This is a genomic window from Pampinifervens navoyensis, assembly GCF_046159715.1.
Taxonomy (GTDB): domain Bacteria; phylum Aquificota; class Aquificia; order Aquificales; family Aquificaceae; genus Pampinifervens.
On record NZ_JBJXCT010000017.1, the window covers coordinates 1 to 15,635 of the forward strand.

The following is a 15,635-nucleotide window of genomic DNA, read 5'->3' on the forward strand; positions in this document are numbered from 1 at the left end:
ATCTTAATCCTCCCTATGGGTTTTCCATGGGGAGCTTTTTTTTACCATAATTTCTTATAACTTGCAACTCGGGTTATAATACACTCTTATGAGTACTCCTATGGAGGTTTATCAATGAATAAAGTTAAAATTCTTACATACCTACTTTTTGTCTTTTTGGTATCTTGTGCCAGCGTGGTAAGCACCAAAAGGGTTGATATACCTAAGAATGCCTCTTACGTAGTTTTGCCCTTTGAGAACAACACAGAAACTCCTTTGGCAGGCCTTAGGGTGGCATCAATAGCCGAAGGTGTAGCTCTTTCTAAAGGCTATAAGGTGCTATCAAGAGTATACAGAGAAACAAAGGAGTATACTCACACAGACATAGAAAATATGATAAGGGAACTTAAGGAAAGGGGTGATGTGGATTATGTAATAACGGGTAGCGTTAATGAGTTTAGGTATAAGACGGGGATAGATGGGGAGCCTGCAGTAAGCATGACGTTAAAGATATACAGCCTAAGGGAAGATAGAGTTGTTTTGATAAACACCGGTTCAAGGACAGGCTGGGCTCATGAATCTGTTTCCACAGTAGCACAAAAATTGCTTATGGCCCTCCTTCCATAAGGCTATGCAAAAGAAGAAAAGTGGATTTAGAGGAGTTTTCCTTGGCCATTGGTATTTTCTTCCAGAAGGTATATCTACAAAGATCATTTTGGCCGAGATAATATTTGTAGTTTTTGGTATGTATTTCTTAGGTTTTTATCTAAACAAGGAGGACCCTCTTTTCCTTAACTCAAAGCTTAACTTTTTATACAACCTTTTACCCATAGCACTCATAACCTTGTTTTATGGTATATTTGCAGGGCTTGTTTATTTTGCCTTGTTTACCAGCCTTGCATATTTTACATACAAAACCATAGACCATATATATTTTTTATCACTTTTCCTCTTCCTACTTGTCTTTTCCGAGTTCTGGTTTTACTGGAAAGGAAAATTAAAAGAGGCGGAGATAGAATACAACTACATAGCACAAAGATTAAAGGATTTGACCGCAAGCTTTTCCTTGCTTAAGCTTTCTCATGAACAGTTGGAAAGGTCTTATATTACAAAGCCGATAAGCCTTAAGCAGATAATATTAAATATAAGGCACATTATAGCCAGAGATGGAGATATATACATGGCCTTAAGGAAGGTCTTTGATTTAATTCTTGTAAATTATGACGTGGAAGAAGCTATCCTAATTGAAAAATATTCCAACGGCAGATATAAAGTTATAGCTAATACAAGCAACATTAATGATGTGGACTTAGAAGACCCACTTATAAGGACGGCCATAGAGAACCAAAAGATAGCATACGTTTCGGACCTAAAAGAATCCGAGATAACAAAATACTTAGCTGTAATTCCTATAAACATAAACGATGAATTCTTCTATATTTTTGTCCTAAAAAGAATGCCTTTTATGAAGCTAAACATTGAAAACCTCATTACTATAAATCTACTACTTTATTACGTTGCCTTAGAGAGGCTTGAAGAAGCAATAGCCTTTCAGAGTAGCCTATTAAATAAGTTTGACATCAGCTTCTTGAAAGAGGTTTATAGGCTTATAAAGCTTAATAAAGAATTTGGAATAGAATCACATATAGTTTTATTCTGCCCAAAGATTTACGAATATGAAAAGTTTGAAATTTTGGAGGATGTATTACAAGAAAACATAAGAGGTATAGACATGATGGAGGTGATTTATTTGGATGGAATAAAGGTAATTGCTGTGCTTTTACCTTTCACAGATAGGTTCGGTGCGGAAATGTTTGTTAAAAGGATAGGTAGCTTAATAGTGGAAGAGTTATCCTACGAGTTTTTAAAGGAAGAACTATCAATTAGCATATACCATGTTAAACAGGTTGAAGATATAACCTTTTGCCATGGAACCAAGCAAGCTTTATAAATCCATCCTATTGGAACTTCTAAGCTTTGCACTTTTTATAAATTTAAACATATACACTTTAGTTCCATTCTTAACCTTACATGGCTTGGCCCTGTTTATCATAACAAGCCTTTTAGCTTCCATTATACCTAAAAGGTTTAAAGACCGCAGAAAAGCTATCTTTGTATTCTTTATAATACTTTACCCCACTCTTTACTTAGGATACATCTTTCTGTTAGTAGCAGTATTTTATCTGCTTAGGAAGCAAAAAGTAGATGTATATCAGCCACCAAGAATACCTTCCTTAGAAGAAATCATAACGGAAGATATAAAGTTTTCTGGAAGAAAGATAGGTGAAGCGGCCTTAGCTGTTATTCAAAGTGGTGAAAGTAAAATAAACCCATTAAGGTTGGAAACTATACTTTCCTACCTTCTCAACCTTGAGTCTTCTCAAATCATACCAGCTTTAAAGAAGGCCTTGGCCTATTCCGAAGACACCATCAGACTCTATGCCTTTGGTGCCATAAGCAGGATAGAAAAAAACCTTAACCAAACCTTACATGCTTTAAGAGAAAGGCTAAGTCAAGAAAGGCTCCCGCCAGAGGAAAAGGCCTATCTCTACTATCAAATAGCCCTAATATACTATACCTTTGTACATTATAAATTGGCATATCCCGAATTTAGAGGATACATGCTAAAAGAAGCCTTGGAGAACGTTAAAAAATCCTTAGAAATGAAAAGCACGCCAGAGGCAAAACTTTTATTGGCCAAGATACACATAGAGATGAAGCAGTTTGATGAGGCACTTATCCATCTGGAAAGTTTGATGGAGAGTAAGGAGTTAAATCCTGTGAGCTACCTTATGCAGCTTGCAGAAGTGTATTATGAAAGGGGGGATTATAAAATGGTAAAAAGGCTAATAAGGGAACATCCAGAAATAGAGCTTTTGCTTGATGTGGAGGCCAACTTTGTAATAAGGTTTTGGAGAGGGAAAAATGGTAATCTTAGATAAGAACAAACATGTGGATGTTCTTATCATAGCGGAAGGCACCTATCCATACATAAGGGGTGGTGTATCCTCTTGGATACATGACCTTGTAAGCAATCTTCCCGAACTAAACTTTGGCGTTGCGTTTTTGGGTAGTAGGAGGGAAGATTATGGCGAGATAAAGTATAAGCTTCCGGAGAACCTTGTATATCTCACAACGGCCTATCTTTTTCAGGATGTAGAAAAGCCAAAAGCAAAAGAGATAGAGGGCAACAAGGAAGCCTTTGAAAGTATAAGGAAGTTAATATACTGGTTTAAGCATAAAGGCACAGGGGATATTCCAGCGGATGTTTTAAACGCAGATTTTTATGAAAAGGAAATAACCTATGAGGATTTTTTATATAGCAAAAGGTCGTGGGAGATAATAACGGAGTTCTACGCAGAGTATGCTATGGGAAGTCCCTTCATTGACTACTTTTGGACCATAAGGAACATGCACTATCCTCTGTGGGTGGTGGCAAGATTGGTAAAAAAGATAGGAGATAGGTTTGATATAGTCCATAGCCCTTCCACAGGTTATGCAGGTTTTTTAGCTTCACTCCTAAAGGCCTATTACAAAAAGCCTTTTATCCTAACAGAGCATGGCATATATGTAAAGGAAAGAAAGATAGACATACTTAATGCAGATTGGTTAAAGATTAAAGGCTTCCAGCTTACTAAAGGTACTGAAGAAATAGAGCATATTCATAAGCTTTGGATAAACTTTTTCTTTGGTCTGGGAAGGTTAATATACCACAGTGCAAACAAGATCATATCCCTTTTTAACGAGGCAAGGAATATACAGATATCCTTGGGTGCAGACCCTCAAAGGTGTATTGTAATCCCCAACGGTGTGGATGTGAAGGCCCTATCCCCTATAATAGAAATGAGAGGTGATAAACCACCTAAGGTGATAGGCCTTATAGGCAGAGTTGTACCCATAAAGGATATAAAGACCTTTATAAAGGCTATGAAGCTTACCGTTGAAAAGATGCCCGAAGTTCAAGGATGGATAGTAGGGCCTACGGACGAGGACCCAGAGTATTTTGAGGAGTGTAAAAACTTGGTGGAAGCCTTGGGCTTAGAAGATAAGGTCCTATTCTTAGGTTTTCAAAATATAAAAGATATATTGCCAAAGATAGGGCTTTTAACTCTTACATCAATAAGCGAGGGTATGCCCTTGGTGGTGCTTGAAGGCTTTGCCGCAGGACTTCCCTGCGTGGCTACCGATGTGGGTTCTTGTAGGCAACTCATATATGGAGGTCTAAACGAGGAGGATATAGCCATAGGCAAGGCTGGAGAGGTGGTCCCTATTGCCAACCCTGCCGAACTGGCAAGGGCTTATGTAAGGATCCTTGGCGATGAAGACCTATGGAGAGAATACCAAAAGAACGCCATAAGAAGGGTAAATACTTTTTATACAAAGGAGCTTTTTCTGGAAAACTACAGAAGGATATACAGTGAGGCAAAGGGATGGCGGGTATAAGCTTTGAGCTAAGAAGGGTTTTGAGAAAAGGCACCATAACCGCCATAGTGGAAGCTTTTGGCTATTCTTTGGCCCTAAGCTCGGGCCCATATATAATAACCATACTGTCCCTTATAGTGTCCTCTCTGCTATATTATAGATATTCTGGCGATGCCTTATCCATAACAAGGTTTCAAGTTTCCGTAACTTACCTAATAGCTCTAAGCCTTATATATTCTGGTTTTGGTCAGCTTGTATTTACAAGGTATGTGGCAGACCGAATATTTGAAAGGGAATACTACAGGCTTATGCCGAACCTTCTGGGCTTATTGACTATTTTTATGGCTTCAGCCTTTCTTATAAGCCTTCCTTTAAGCATTTACTTCTTTGCCAGAGAGGCTGGTTATTCTTATGCCTTGATATTTTCTTTAACCTTTACCGTCTTGGTAGGCCTATGGCTTGTGAATATAGTGCTTGTAGGTCTAAAGAGGTATAAGTTTATCCTCCTTTCCTTTGCACTTGCCTACTTGACCTTCTTCCTTATAGGCTATGTCCTCTCCAGCTTTGGTTTAAATGGCCTCATGGTGGCCTTTTTCCTCTCTCAATCCTTGTTATTTTTAATGCTTTTGGCCTATTTTATCTACAACAATCTTTCAGACAGAATAATAGAGTTTGATTTTTTGAATAAAGAAAGGGTCTTTGTATCCCTCATATTTGTAGGCTTCTTTTATAACTTAGCCATTTGGATAGATAAGTTCGTCTTTTGGTTCAACACAGCCACCTCCACACCGGTTTTAGGACCGCTCAGATATTCAATAGTCTATGACATACCCATGTTTTTGGCTTATTTGGCCATTGCTCCCGGCATGTCTGCCCTGTTTATAAAAATAGAAGTGGAATTCTCCTATTGGTATCAAAGATACTACGATGCTATAATAAACGGTCTATCTTTAAGGAAGATATATAACTACGGCGATGAGCTTATAGAGTCTGGGAGGTCTGCCCTTTTTGAAATAGCAAGGGTGCAAGGCATATTTAACATAGTTCTCATACTTTTTGAAAAGCCTATTTTTACTCTTTTCAACATACCCTTCATCTACATACCACTTTTCCATGTGCTTTTGTTTGGAACCTTCTTCCAGCTCCTGCTCATATCGGTAATATCCATGCTTTTTTACTTTGACAGAAGGAAAGAAACCCTAATAACCGTCTTTGTATTCTTTGTGCTAAACTTTTTGCTTAGTTATGCCTCTATAAAACTTGGTCCATACTTTTATGGTTATGGCTTTGTTATATCAGCTTTTATAAGCTTCCTTGTGGCTTTAATCCTTCTTAGGAGGTTCTTACATGGTATTCATTATTACACTTTTATGTTTGTTTAGTCTGTTGTATGCAAAGGATCTTTCCGTAGGCTTTATATACAGAGATGGTGTGCCAGAGGAAGCCCTTTACCTCTTTGATTGGCTTGTGGTAGACCCAGACAGCAAGCTTCCTCAAAAGCTAAGGGAAGAAAAGTTTTACATAAGAAACAAAAAGGCAAAGCTTATAGCCTATGTAAGCGTAGGCGAGCTTGAGCCTACGAAGGAATATTACAAGGAGGCAAAGAGGGAGTGGATGCTCGGTGATAATCCAGCTTGGAAGAGTAAGATAGCAGATGTCCGAAGAGAGGATTACGTAAATTTCCTCTTTGAAAAAGTTTTTAACCGGCTAAAAGAATATGATGGCTTTTTCTTAGACACATTGGACAGTTATCAAAAGGTCCTAAAAAGTGAAAAGGATAGAAGGGATTATGAGATGGCTTTGGTTGACCTTATAAAAAGGCTAAGGAAGACTTATCCCAATAAGCTTATTCTTATAAACAGAGGCTTTGAGATTGTAGAGTATGTAAAAGATGACATAGATGCCCTTGTTGCAGAATCTCTCTTTTATGGCCTTGACTTGGAAAGGGGTCTAAGGTATAGAAAGATGAAAGAAGAAGAAACAAGGTGGCTTTTGGATAGGCTAAACTATGTGAAATCCCTTGGATTAAAGGTAATAGTAATAGATTATGTGGACCCAAAAAACAGAAAGCTTCAAAAAGAGGTGGCAAAAAGGATATATGAGCTTGGCTTCATACCCTATGTATCCGACAGATTTTTGTACACCATTGGCACAAGCATATACCAGCTTAAGCCCAGAAAGGTGCTCCTCATACACGATGGCAAGCTTGACCCAGCATACAGCGATGTGCATAGGCTGGTACAACCATGGATAGAATACTATGGCTATGTGCCAGTCTTGAGAGGCATAGATCAAGCAATGTCCGACCAGTCCTTTCAAGGTCCTATGGCGGACCAATACGTAGCTATCATATTGAGTGTAGGTGAATATAAGGATGCTAACAAGCTATACAGGTGGCTTTTGGAGAAAAAGGATGAAGGCCTTAAAGTTTTTTTCATAGGTAGTATACCTTTTGCGGACAGGGATGATTACCTTTCCTCTTTTGGCATAAAAAAAGTGGGAAACCTTGGGCCTCTTGACGACTACAAAATAGAAGAAAGCTCCTTTCCCTTTTTTGAAGCAGAACCCACATTGGGAGAGATGCCAATGCTTTGGGTTGAAAGGCCACTGTATTACATAAAGGCACGGGCAAAGGGAAAGGTCTTTTACCCCCTTGCCATAACAGACTGGGGAGGCTACGCCTTAGAAAGAAGCTTTTATAAGTATATGAGGGAGGACCTCTTTGTAGTAAACCCCCTTGACCTTATAAAGGCCCTTTTGAGGCCCAATTTTCCCATTCCAGATATAACCACAGAGAACGGAAGGAGGATCCTCACAGCCCATATAGATGGAGATGCAGACTTTGGAGTGGCAGACTTTGACCCAAACAGGAATGTTATAGAAGTTATAAGGGATGAAATTATAAAAAGGTATCCCATACCCCACACTGTATCCATAATAGAGGGAGAGATAGCTCCCTACGGCCTTTATCCAGAAAAATCTCCAAAGTTGGAAGAGATTGCAAGGTCTATTTTTTCCCTTGACAATGTGGAGATGGCAAGCCACACCTTCTCCCATCCTTTTAGATGGCAAAAGCTTGAAAATAATGAAGGCTTACCAGAATACGCAGAGGCCCATTACAACTTAAACATACCCGGCTACACTTTTAGCTTAGAAAGGGAAATCTTTGGCTCCATAGAGTATATAAACAAGAGGCTTTCTCCAAGCCCCCAAAAGAGGGTAAAGGTCTTTCTTTGGAGCGGGGATTGTATGCCTTCTTCTAACGCCCTTAGGCTTGCCTACCGTGCAGGTGTTTACAACATGAACGGAGGATACACCTGGATAAACAAAAGAGAACCCTTCTACAGCTACATAAGCCCCATGGGTTTGGACAGGGATGGATATTTTCAAGTCTATGCTCCTGTGCAAAATGAAAACATTTATACAAACCTTTGGAGTGATTACTACGGCTATGTTAGAGTAATAGAAACATTCCAACTCACAGAAAAACCGAGAAGGCTAAAGCCCATAGCCATATACTATCACATGTACTCTGGACAAAAGATAGCATCTTTAAAGGCATTAAGAGAGGTTTATGAATACGCTCTTTCTCAACCAGTCAATCCCATGTTTGCATCAGAATACGCGCAGAGGGTTTTGGAGTTTAGAAATATGGCCATTGCGGAGGATGTAAGGGATGGTAGCATAGTAGTTAGGTCCGAGGGCAACCTTAAGACCCTTAGAGTAGATGAAAATAGGATATATCCCCATGTTTTTGAAAGCAAAGGTGTAGTAGGTTTTAATTACATAAACCAAAGCCTTTATATTAGTTTAGACAATTCGGGAGATTATAAGATTTTGCTTGGAGATAAGGAACCAAGCTTTTACCTTGTAAGCTCCAACGGTCAGATAGTAGAAAGCTCAAAGAAGACGAATGGGATGAGTATAAAGATAAAGGCACATGTACCTCTTGAATACGAAATATATGCATCGGAAGGTTGTAGCATCCATATGAGTCCAAAACCAGACATCATGGAAAGAAGGGGGTCCATATTGAGGGTAAGGTATAAGGAGGAAAGGCTTGGTGAAGTGGAGGCCAGTTGTAAGTAGTCAATTTTTAAAACTTTGGGAGCTTGTAGCACTATCTGTCTTCTTTTTGGTTATGCTTTTTGTTATCTTTCCAAAGGGAAGGCTGGAAAGATATGTGGCAGATGAAAAAGATAAAAACCCACAGCTTGCCCTAATTTATTTAAGGGAGCTTGATAGAATAAGGCCATCACCAGAGTTTAAGCTTATGATAGCAAAAACGAGCTTGCAGTTGGGCCACTATGAAGATGCAGAAAGGTATATAAAAGAAATAGATTACACGGCTTTAAAGGAAGAAGACCTTATAGACCTTTATTTCATTCTAAAGCGCTTATACTTTGATACAAAAAATAAAGATTATTACGCATACGCACAAAAGGTTCTCAAAGCCCTACAAACCTCTTCCAGCCTTAAAACCTTAGAATTGGTCTACAGAGAAGCTATAGATATGGCAATGCCCTCCCTTGCTCTTTCCTCATCCCTTAGGATAAGCAGCCTCAAGAAGAATAAAGATATACTTTGGTTGGAAAGAACATACAAGCACGCCCTTGAGTTAAAAAACTACACGCTTGCCAAGAGATATTTGGAATATCTCATAGAAGAAGACAAGGCAAGAAGAGCCTACTGGCTAAGGGAGTATTATAACTTGGCTATGGCTATGGAGGACACTAAATTGGCTCTTGAAGTTCTTATAAACCTATATACTATAGAACCCGCAGAAAGGGAGAGGATAAAACAAAGCATAGCTTGGCTACTTTTGAAAAGCTCACAAAACCCAGAGCTTTTGTTAAAAGAGTATATGATGAAGCATCCATACCAAGAGATGTATTACATGGACATATTGGCTACACTATATAGGGCAAAGAAGGCATATAAAAAGGCCTTTGAAGTGTATAGCGTACTGTATGAGAAGGTAAAGGACCCAAGAGAAAAGGCTCTTATTTACAAGAACATAATAGGCCTTCTTTTGGAAGCAAAAGATTACAACACTCTTAAGGATTTTATAGAAAGGAACTATGTTAACCACCTTGACAACTTGGAGCTTTTAAAGCTTACATTGAGGGCCTCTTTGGCCACAGGAGACCCAAGCTTTGCATACAAAATAGCAAAGGACATAGCGGGGAGGATAAAATGAGTAAGAGGTTCTTAAGCCTTTCCTTAGCCTTGTGCCTATTTAGTATAAGCCAGCCCATCCTTGCTACCCAAAGGACACAAGAGGTGGTAAAGAGCATAGGCACTATAAAAGTGGATGAGGAGTTGTTAAAGCTTTTGATCACAAGCCTTCTGGGAAAGGGAGGGCTGGAAGAGGCCTATAGCATATCCAAAAAGGCCATAGAACTATTTCCAAAAAGCGCCTATTGGCTTGACCTTCACGCAAAGATATGCCTTTGGACAGGAAGGAATCAGGAGGCCTTTGAGACCTATAGCAAGCTTGCCAACCTAAGGCCTTCAAAGGATAGTATAAAAAACCTCTTTCTCATGGCCTTGGCTACAAACAGGTTTGACGTGGCAAGCCAGCTTATAAAGAAGTATGAATACTTGAGAGAAGATAGGTCTATAAAGGACCTTGTTTATATATTTGAACAGGCTGGAGAGCTAAAGGAACTCATAAGGCTTCTGGAAGGGCTTTATGAGAAAAAAAGAGACACAAGCATACTCTATAGCTTGGCTCAAATTAGTTATAACTATGGGGATGTAGAAAAGGCCTTTGAATACATGAAAAGGCTGGAAAAAGAACATGGTATTACAAGTTCGGAACAAGCAAGCCTCTATTCTAACATACTCTTTACCATGAGAAGGTATGAAAAGGCCCTTTTTGTGCTTAAAAAGTATGTCAAACTTGCAAAGGATGAAGATATAGAATACTTTGAAAACCTTTCCGACCTTGCTTGGCCTCTCAAGGATATAGAAACAGCCTTTTATGCAAGCCAAAGGCTTGAAAGCTTAGGAAAGGCAAGGCTGGTAGATTACATAAGGCTTTATATGGTCTTATACAGTAGAAAAAAATATCAAGAGGCTTCAATATATGCCAAAAGAGGTTATGAAAAATACAAAGACCTTTACCTGTTGAGTGCTTATGTACAATCCCTTGCCAATATTGAAAGGTGGGAAGAAATAGTTAGCTTTTTATCAAAAAAAGAAGAAGAGGTATTAAAGAGTTCATACCTTTCTGGACTTTATTTCAGAGCCTTATATAAGGTTGGCAAGAGGGATTATGCTACAAGCTTTCTAAAGACGGCTTTGAAAAATAGGTTTTCGGAGGACCTTTTGGCACAGGCCATATATAGCGCCATTGAAGGGTCGGACAGGAACTTGGCCATATACATAGAAAACAACTTCAAGCAGTTTAAAGATAGGATGCCTAAGGAGTTTGCATCCTTATATACCTTTTTACAAAATGCTAAATCAGCTTTGGACCTATTGAGGGATATGAAAAGGGAAAGCTTGGAGGACCTTTTAACCTATTCGGATGTGCTTGCATTGTATGGAAGAGAAGAGGAGGCTTCTCAGATAAGGTTTTCTCTCTTTAAAAAGCTAAGCCAAGATATGGAAGATACATACAAGGACCCTAATAAGCTTTATGCCTACCTAAGGGTGGGAATATACTATATGTCCGCAAGCCAGATAGACCAAGTTCTAAGAATAGCCAAAGATTCCTTATCTAAGGTGGCCTACGAGGATATATACCAGACTTATCTTATATCACAGGACCAGCAGGACAAGCTAAGTTATATGGCAAACATAGAAAAGAAGGAGCTAAAACCTTGGATGCAGTTAAACATAGCCTTAAACTACGACGACAGAGACAAGCAAAAGGAGCTGTTGGAAAAGTATGTGGATATACTACCCATAAGGGATAGGGTGGAGGCTTTAAGGCGCACTGGACAGTTAAAAGAGGCTGGAGCCTACGCCTTTAAGGGTCTGGAAGAAAATAGAGAAGACTATCTCCTTTATAAACAGTTCAGAGATCTGGCAAGGGAGCATTATTCCTTGTTTGAAGATGAGCTTTCCTATGTAAACTTTGGTGATGTATTCTTTTTGAGGAACTATATAAACCTAAGACACTATATGGCTAAAGGTATATACTTGCTCTATGACTCAGACAGCTGGCTAAGGCTTTCTAACAAAAATGCATCTATTAAGAGAACAGAAAATACACTTTTTAATCGGATAAAACTGAGGAAGGTGTTTGATAAAAGCTATGTGGAGGCTGGCTTTTCTTACCTTTCTTCCCTTAGAGGTGTGGGGGGCTTTTCTCTTGGATATGGCACCTACCTTTCCAATAGGACAAGCCTTCAAGCAAGTCTTGACGTAAACCAGCCTTCTTATGAAAGCATATACATGTTGCAAGGTGGAATGAAGGATAGCTTTTCTCTGTCAATACAACATGGCCTTAGCAGTAGGCTATTTCTGAGTATGAAGAGTTCTTATGAAAGCTATAAATCTCAAGACTACAAGCATGTTGGCACAGGTTTTATAAACTATGGTGAAGTGTATTATAAGCTTAGAGTAGGCTATCCAGATTATACCCTTAGGGCTTTTATTCAAGGCAACATGTATAGAGAAAAGGAGAGAACAAAGGGTGTTATAGATGAGATGGTTTTTGTTCCAAGCCCTGATGTTTTGCCAGAAAGTTATGGCCTTCTGGGTGTTGGTTTTTCCTTTGGCTTTGACAACAAGGACAACTATGTGAGGGTAGTAAGACCCTTCCTTGATGTTAGCTTAAGCCTTGATACGCGTAAAAGGCTTGGTTTTAATCTTCTTGGTGGCATAGGTGGTACCATCCTTAGACAAGATAACCTTTCCTTTGGTCTGTCTTATACCACCAACTTTATGGGAAGTAGGAATAACCTTTGGGGAAGCTTTATCAAATACTTAAGATTGTATTAACAAGCTTTGTATAGTGTTATAATATATTCTTAGTAGCGGTTAGGGTCGGTAGCTCAGCTGGCAGAGCAACGGACTCTTAATCCGTGGGCCGAGGGTTCGAATCCCTCCCGACCCATTTAAAGATGACCACAGCAAGGGGAGGAAGGGTAAGCCTTAAAGAATAAGGCCTGTTGTGAAAGGGTATATTTTCTGCGTAAACACCCCCAAAGTTTCCAAGGTTGCTACCACCATAGATGTATGAGTCTGTGTTCAAAAGCTCTTTCCAGAAGCCTTCTCTTGGCACTCCAACCCTGTAATCAAAGCGTGGCACAGGTGTGAAATTGCATACAACAAGGATGAGGTCTCCATAAGAAGACTTTCTAAGATAGCTTATTATGCTTTTTTCCCAATCATGGAAATCCACCCATTCAAAACCATGAGGTTCGCAATCAAGCTCATGTAGAGCCTTCTCTTCCCTGTAGAATCTGTTTAAATCCTTTACAAGCCTTTGAATTCCCCTGTGGCTATCATAGTTTAACAGGTGCCAGTCAAGGCTTTCCTCATGGCTCCACTCCCTCCACTGGGCGAATTCACCGCCCATAAAAAGAAGCTTTTTGCCGGGATGTGTCCACATGTAGGCAAAAAGAAGCCTGAGGTTTGCAAACTTCTGCCAGTAGTCACCTGGCATTTTAGAAATCAATGAGCCCTTTCCATGAACCACCTCGTCATGGGAAAGGGGAAGTATAAAGTTTTCATAGAAGGCATACCAGATGCTGAAGGTGAGCTGATGGTGATGGTACTTCCTGTATATGGGGTCCTTGGACATGTAAAAGAGGGTGTCATTCATCCAGCCCATGTTCCACTTAAAACCAAAACCAAGCCCGCCAAGGTATGCCGGCCTGCTCACCATAGGAAAGGCTGTGGACTCCTCTGCCACCGTCTGGATACCTTCAAAGTTCCCGTAGAGGCATACGTTGAACTTTCTCAAAAAGTCTATTGCCTCAAGGTTTTCCTTTCCTCCATAGATGTTGGGGACCCACTCGTGCCTTGAGTAGTCCAGGTAGAGCATGCTTGCCACCGCATCAACTCTTAGTCCATCCACATGGTACTTTTCAAGCCAGAAATGAGCTGAACTCAGAAGAAAAGAACGCACCTCACCTTTCCCATAGTCAAAAATGTAGCTATGCCAGTCAGGGTGCCAGCCCTTCCTCCAGTCTCCATACTCATAGAGGTGTGTTCCATCAAAGTAGGCAAGCCCGTGCCCGTCTGTGGGAAAGTGTGAGGGGACCCAGTCCAGTATGACGCCAATGCCCTGCTGATGCAGGTAGTCCACAAGATACATGAAGTCCTGGGGCGTGCCGTAGCGGGATGTGGGTGCAAAGTAGCCGGTAATCTGATAACCCCATGAGCCATAAAAGGGGTGCTCCATAACGGGCAAAAACTCCACATGGGTAAAGCCCATCTCCTTCACATACTGGGCAAGAAGTGGAGCAAGCTCCTTGTAGCTCAGCCACCTGTTGCCTTCCTCCGGAACCCTCCTCCACGAACCAAGATGAACCTCATATATGCTTATGGGTGCCCGATGGTGGTTGAGCTCCTTCCTCCTTCTTAGCCACTCATCGCCCTGCCAGCTGTAGCTGAGGTCCCACACCACAGAGGCGGTGCCCGGCGGTTTTTCATGAAAAAAGCCAAAAGGGTCCGCTCTGTCTGTCCAGTAGCCCCAATGGGTGTAGAGGTGGTATTTGTATTTATGACCTTTTCTAACGCCCTCCACAAAGCCTTCCCATATGCCAGAGCCATCCTCCCTTCTTTTCAGGGGAAGAGACCACTTGTCCCAGCCGTTGAAGTCTCCAAAGACAAAAACCTGCTCTGCATGAGGCGCCCAGAGGGCAAAGTAAGCACCATCCTCAAAAAGATGACAGCCCAGTTTTTCATAGAGCCTGCAGTGAGAACCTTCCCTGAAAAGATAAACATCGTAGTCCGTAAGAAGGGAGAAGTGGTGGCTCACAGCCATGTGAATATGATAGCTTAAAATTTTTCCATGAACCGCTGGAAAGACTGGTGGGAGCAGGCTCTCAGAGACAGAGAGAAGGCAGAGCTTGACCTTGAGCATGGATATTACGAGTGGGCTTGCTTTACAGCCCAGCAATCTGCAGAAAAAGCTCTAAAAGCCTTCTCCATGTATAAGGGTTTTGAACCTTGGGGTCATTCTCTGCTTGCCCTTTTGAAAGCCCTCAGGCAGGCCGGTTTTGAGTTTCCCCCCAAGCTAGAAAGCTCAGCAAAGAGGCTTGACCTTTACTACATTCCCACGAGATACCCTAACGGTCTGCCGGCGGGTAAGCCTTCAGAATACTACACGGAGGAGGAAGCCATTGATGCACTCAATGCGTGCGACCATATACTCAGATGGTGCAAAACTCATATACCTGAAGAGGGATGAGCTCCTCAGGAACCTTGAGAGCCTTGCTCAGGAGCTCGCCAGAGAAATTCCAGAGGTAGACGCTCTGTATCTTTTTGGTTCTCTTGCAAGGGGTGAACAAAGGGGATTAAGCGATGTGGACCTTCTTGCGGTGGTGAGTGTGCCCCTCAACAGGTCCAACTTCTGGAAGGTGTATGAGAGGGTGTTTAACTTTATGGCGGATAGGTTACAGCTGGAGTTTGACCTCATTGTGGTAGAGAAAAATAAGGCGGAGGAAACCCTCAGAAGGCTCGGGACTTACCTTCTTATCTCAAAAACTTGAGGAATCATAAGAGCGTAGCCCTGCAGTTGCCAGTGGATTATCTCTGTTATGGCAGAGGGGACAAGCTCCACAAAGGGATAAAAATCCTTTTCAGAAAGACCGTATATCTGCTCTGCAGCCATCTTGCATACCTTGAATTTGACCCCATACAGGCTCAGGCTCTCAAGCCTCTCCACTATGTCTGCATACTGGTCTCTGTTTCTTGTAGCGAATACAGGAAGCTCCCTGCCATGGGAAACCACCACTATCTGAATGTCTTCGGGGCTGTAGTTGTAGGGTGGGTTGGTAAGCACAAAAATAACGTTCGATATCCACCCCAGCGCTGGCCTTATTTTCTCTGGATGGTCCAGAAACAGCTCATAGACCACTTTGAAAGGCACTGTATAGGGCGTCTGAACAGACTTACCATGTGGCTGAGCGTGGGCAAAAAACAAAAACAAAAGCAATCCGAATATTACTTTCATTTCTTCGCCTCCTCACCTATAATAACCCGAGTTGCAAGTTATAAGAAATTATGGTAAAAAAAAGCTCCCCATGGAAAACCCATAGGGAGGATTA

General features: G+C 41.0%; 12 protein-coding genes and 1 tRNA gene. 11 read left to right on the forward strand and 2 right to left on the reverse strand.

What is annotated here, in order from left to right; translation table 11 throughout:
- Window positions 1–114 precede the first annotated feature (114 nt).
- The 9 genes from ACKRDP_RS09360 to ACKRDP_RS09400 all read left to right on the forward strand — a co-directional run bounded on the left by ACKRDP_RS09360 (window position 115) and on the right by ACKRDP_RS09400 (window position 12,472).
- A complete protein-coding gene (locus ACKRDP_RS09360) occupies window positions 115–606 on the forward strand; it encodes a hypothetical protein (RefSeq protein ID WP_339945927.1) in 492 nt (163 codons plus the stop codon).
- 4 nt (window positions 607–610) lie between these two features.
- The gene (locus ACKRDP_RS09365; protein WP_339945925.1) at window positions 611–1,930 is read left to right on the forward strand and encodes a PelD GGDEF domain-containing protein; all 1,320 of its coding nucleotides are present in this window, start codon (window positions 611–613) and stop codon (window positions 1,928–1,930) included.
- Window positions 1,908–2,921: a tetratricopeptide repeat protein gene (locus ACKRDP_RS09370; protein ID WP_339945921.1), complete on the forward strand. Its 1,014-nt coding sequence runs from the start codon at window positions 1,908–1,910 to the stop codon at window positions 2,919–2,921. Before ACKRDP_RS09365 ends, ACKRDP_RS09370 begins: the two co-directional genes overlap by 23 nt.
- Window positions 2,905–4,422, forward strand: coding sequence for a GT4 family glycosyltransferase PelF (gene pelF, locus ACKRDP_RS09375; RefSeq protein ID WP_339945919.1), 1,518 nt, complete (start codon window positions 2,905–2,907; stop codon window positions 4,420–4,422). Before ACKRDP_RS09370 ends, pelF begins: the two co-directional genes overlap by 17 nt.
- Complete coding sequence (gene pelG, locus ACKRDP_RS09380) at window positions 4,410–5,783, forward strand: exopolysaccharide Pel transporter PelG (RefSeq protein ID WP_339945917.1); 1,374 nt, start codon at window positions 4,410–4,412, stop codon at window positions 5,781–5,783. The genes pelF and pelG overlap by 13 nt, the downstream gene beginning before the upstream one ends.
- Window positions 5,749–8,490, forward strand: a complete 2,742-nt coding sequence (locus ACKRDP_RS09385; RefSeq protein WP_339945916.1) for a bifunctional glycoside hydrolase/polysaccharide deacetylase family protein — start codon at window positions 5,749–5,751, stop codon at window positions 8,488–8,490. Before pelG ends, ACKRDP_RS09385 begins: the two co-directional genes overlap by 35 nt.
- Complete coding sequence (locus ACKRDP_RS09390; RefSeq protein WP_409154496.1) at window positions 8,462–9,601, forward strand: tetratricopeptide repeat protein; 1,140 nt, start codon at window positions 8,462–8,464, stop codon at window positions 9,599–9,601. The genes ACKRDP_RS09385 and ACKRDP_RS09390 overlap by 29 nt, the downstream gene beginning before the upstream one ends.
- A 122-nt stretch (window positions 9,602–9,723) precedes the next feature.
- A complete protein-coding gene (locus ACKRDP_RS09395; protein WP_409154497.1) occupies window positions 9,724–12,357 on the forward strand; it encodes a tetratricopeptide repeat protein in 2,634 nt (877 codons plus the stop codon).
- Window positions 12,358–12,399: 42 nt separating this feature from the next.
- A tRNA-Lys gene (locus ACKRDP_RS09400) sits at window positions 12,400–12,472 on the forward strand.
- Here the strand turns inward: ACKRDP_RS09400 and glgB are convergent.
- Window positions 12,434–14,449, reverse strand: a complete 2,016-nt coding sequence (gene glgB / locus ACKRDP_RS09405; protein WP_489685584.1) for a 1,4-alpha-glucan branching protein GlgB — start codon at window positions 14,447–14,449, stop codon at window positions 12,434–12,436. The genes ACKRDP_RS09400 and glgB overlap by 39 nt on opposite strands.
- On the opposite strand from glgB, the gene ACKRDP_RS09410 reads away from it, so the two are divergent.
- Window positions 14,378–14,776, forward strand: coding sequence for a HEPN domain-containing protein (locus ACKRDP_RS09410; RefSeq protein ID WP_409154498.1), 399 nt, complete (start codon window positions 14,378–14,380; stop codon window positions 14,774–14,776). The two genes, glgB and ACKRDP_RS09410, sit on opposite strands and share 72 nt — an antisense overlap.
- Window positions 14,721–15,077: a nucleotidyltransferase family protein gene (locus ACKRDP_RS09415; protein ID WP_409154499.1), complete on the forward strand. Its 357-nt coding sequence runs from the start codon at window positions 14,721–14,723 to the stop codon at window positions 15,075–15,077. Before ACKRDP_RS09410 ends, ACKRDP_RS09415 begins: the two co-directional genes overlap by 56 nt.
- Here the strand turns inward: ACKRDP_RS09415 and ACKRDP_RS09420 are convergent.
- The gene (locus tag ACKRDP_RS09420; protein WP_409154500.1) at window positions 15,053–15,541 is read right to left on the reverse strand and encodes a DsrE family protein; all 489 of its coding nucleotides are present in this window, start codon (window positions 15,539–15,541) and stop codon (window positions 15,053–15,055) included. The genes ACKRDP_RS09415 and ACKRDP_RS09420 overlap by 25 nt on opposite strands.
- Window positions 15,542–15,635 lie beyond the last annotated feature (94 nt).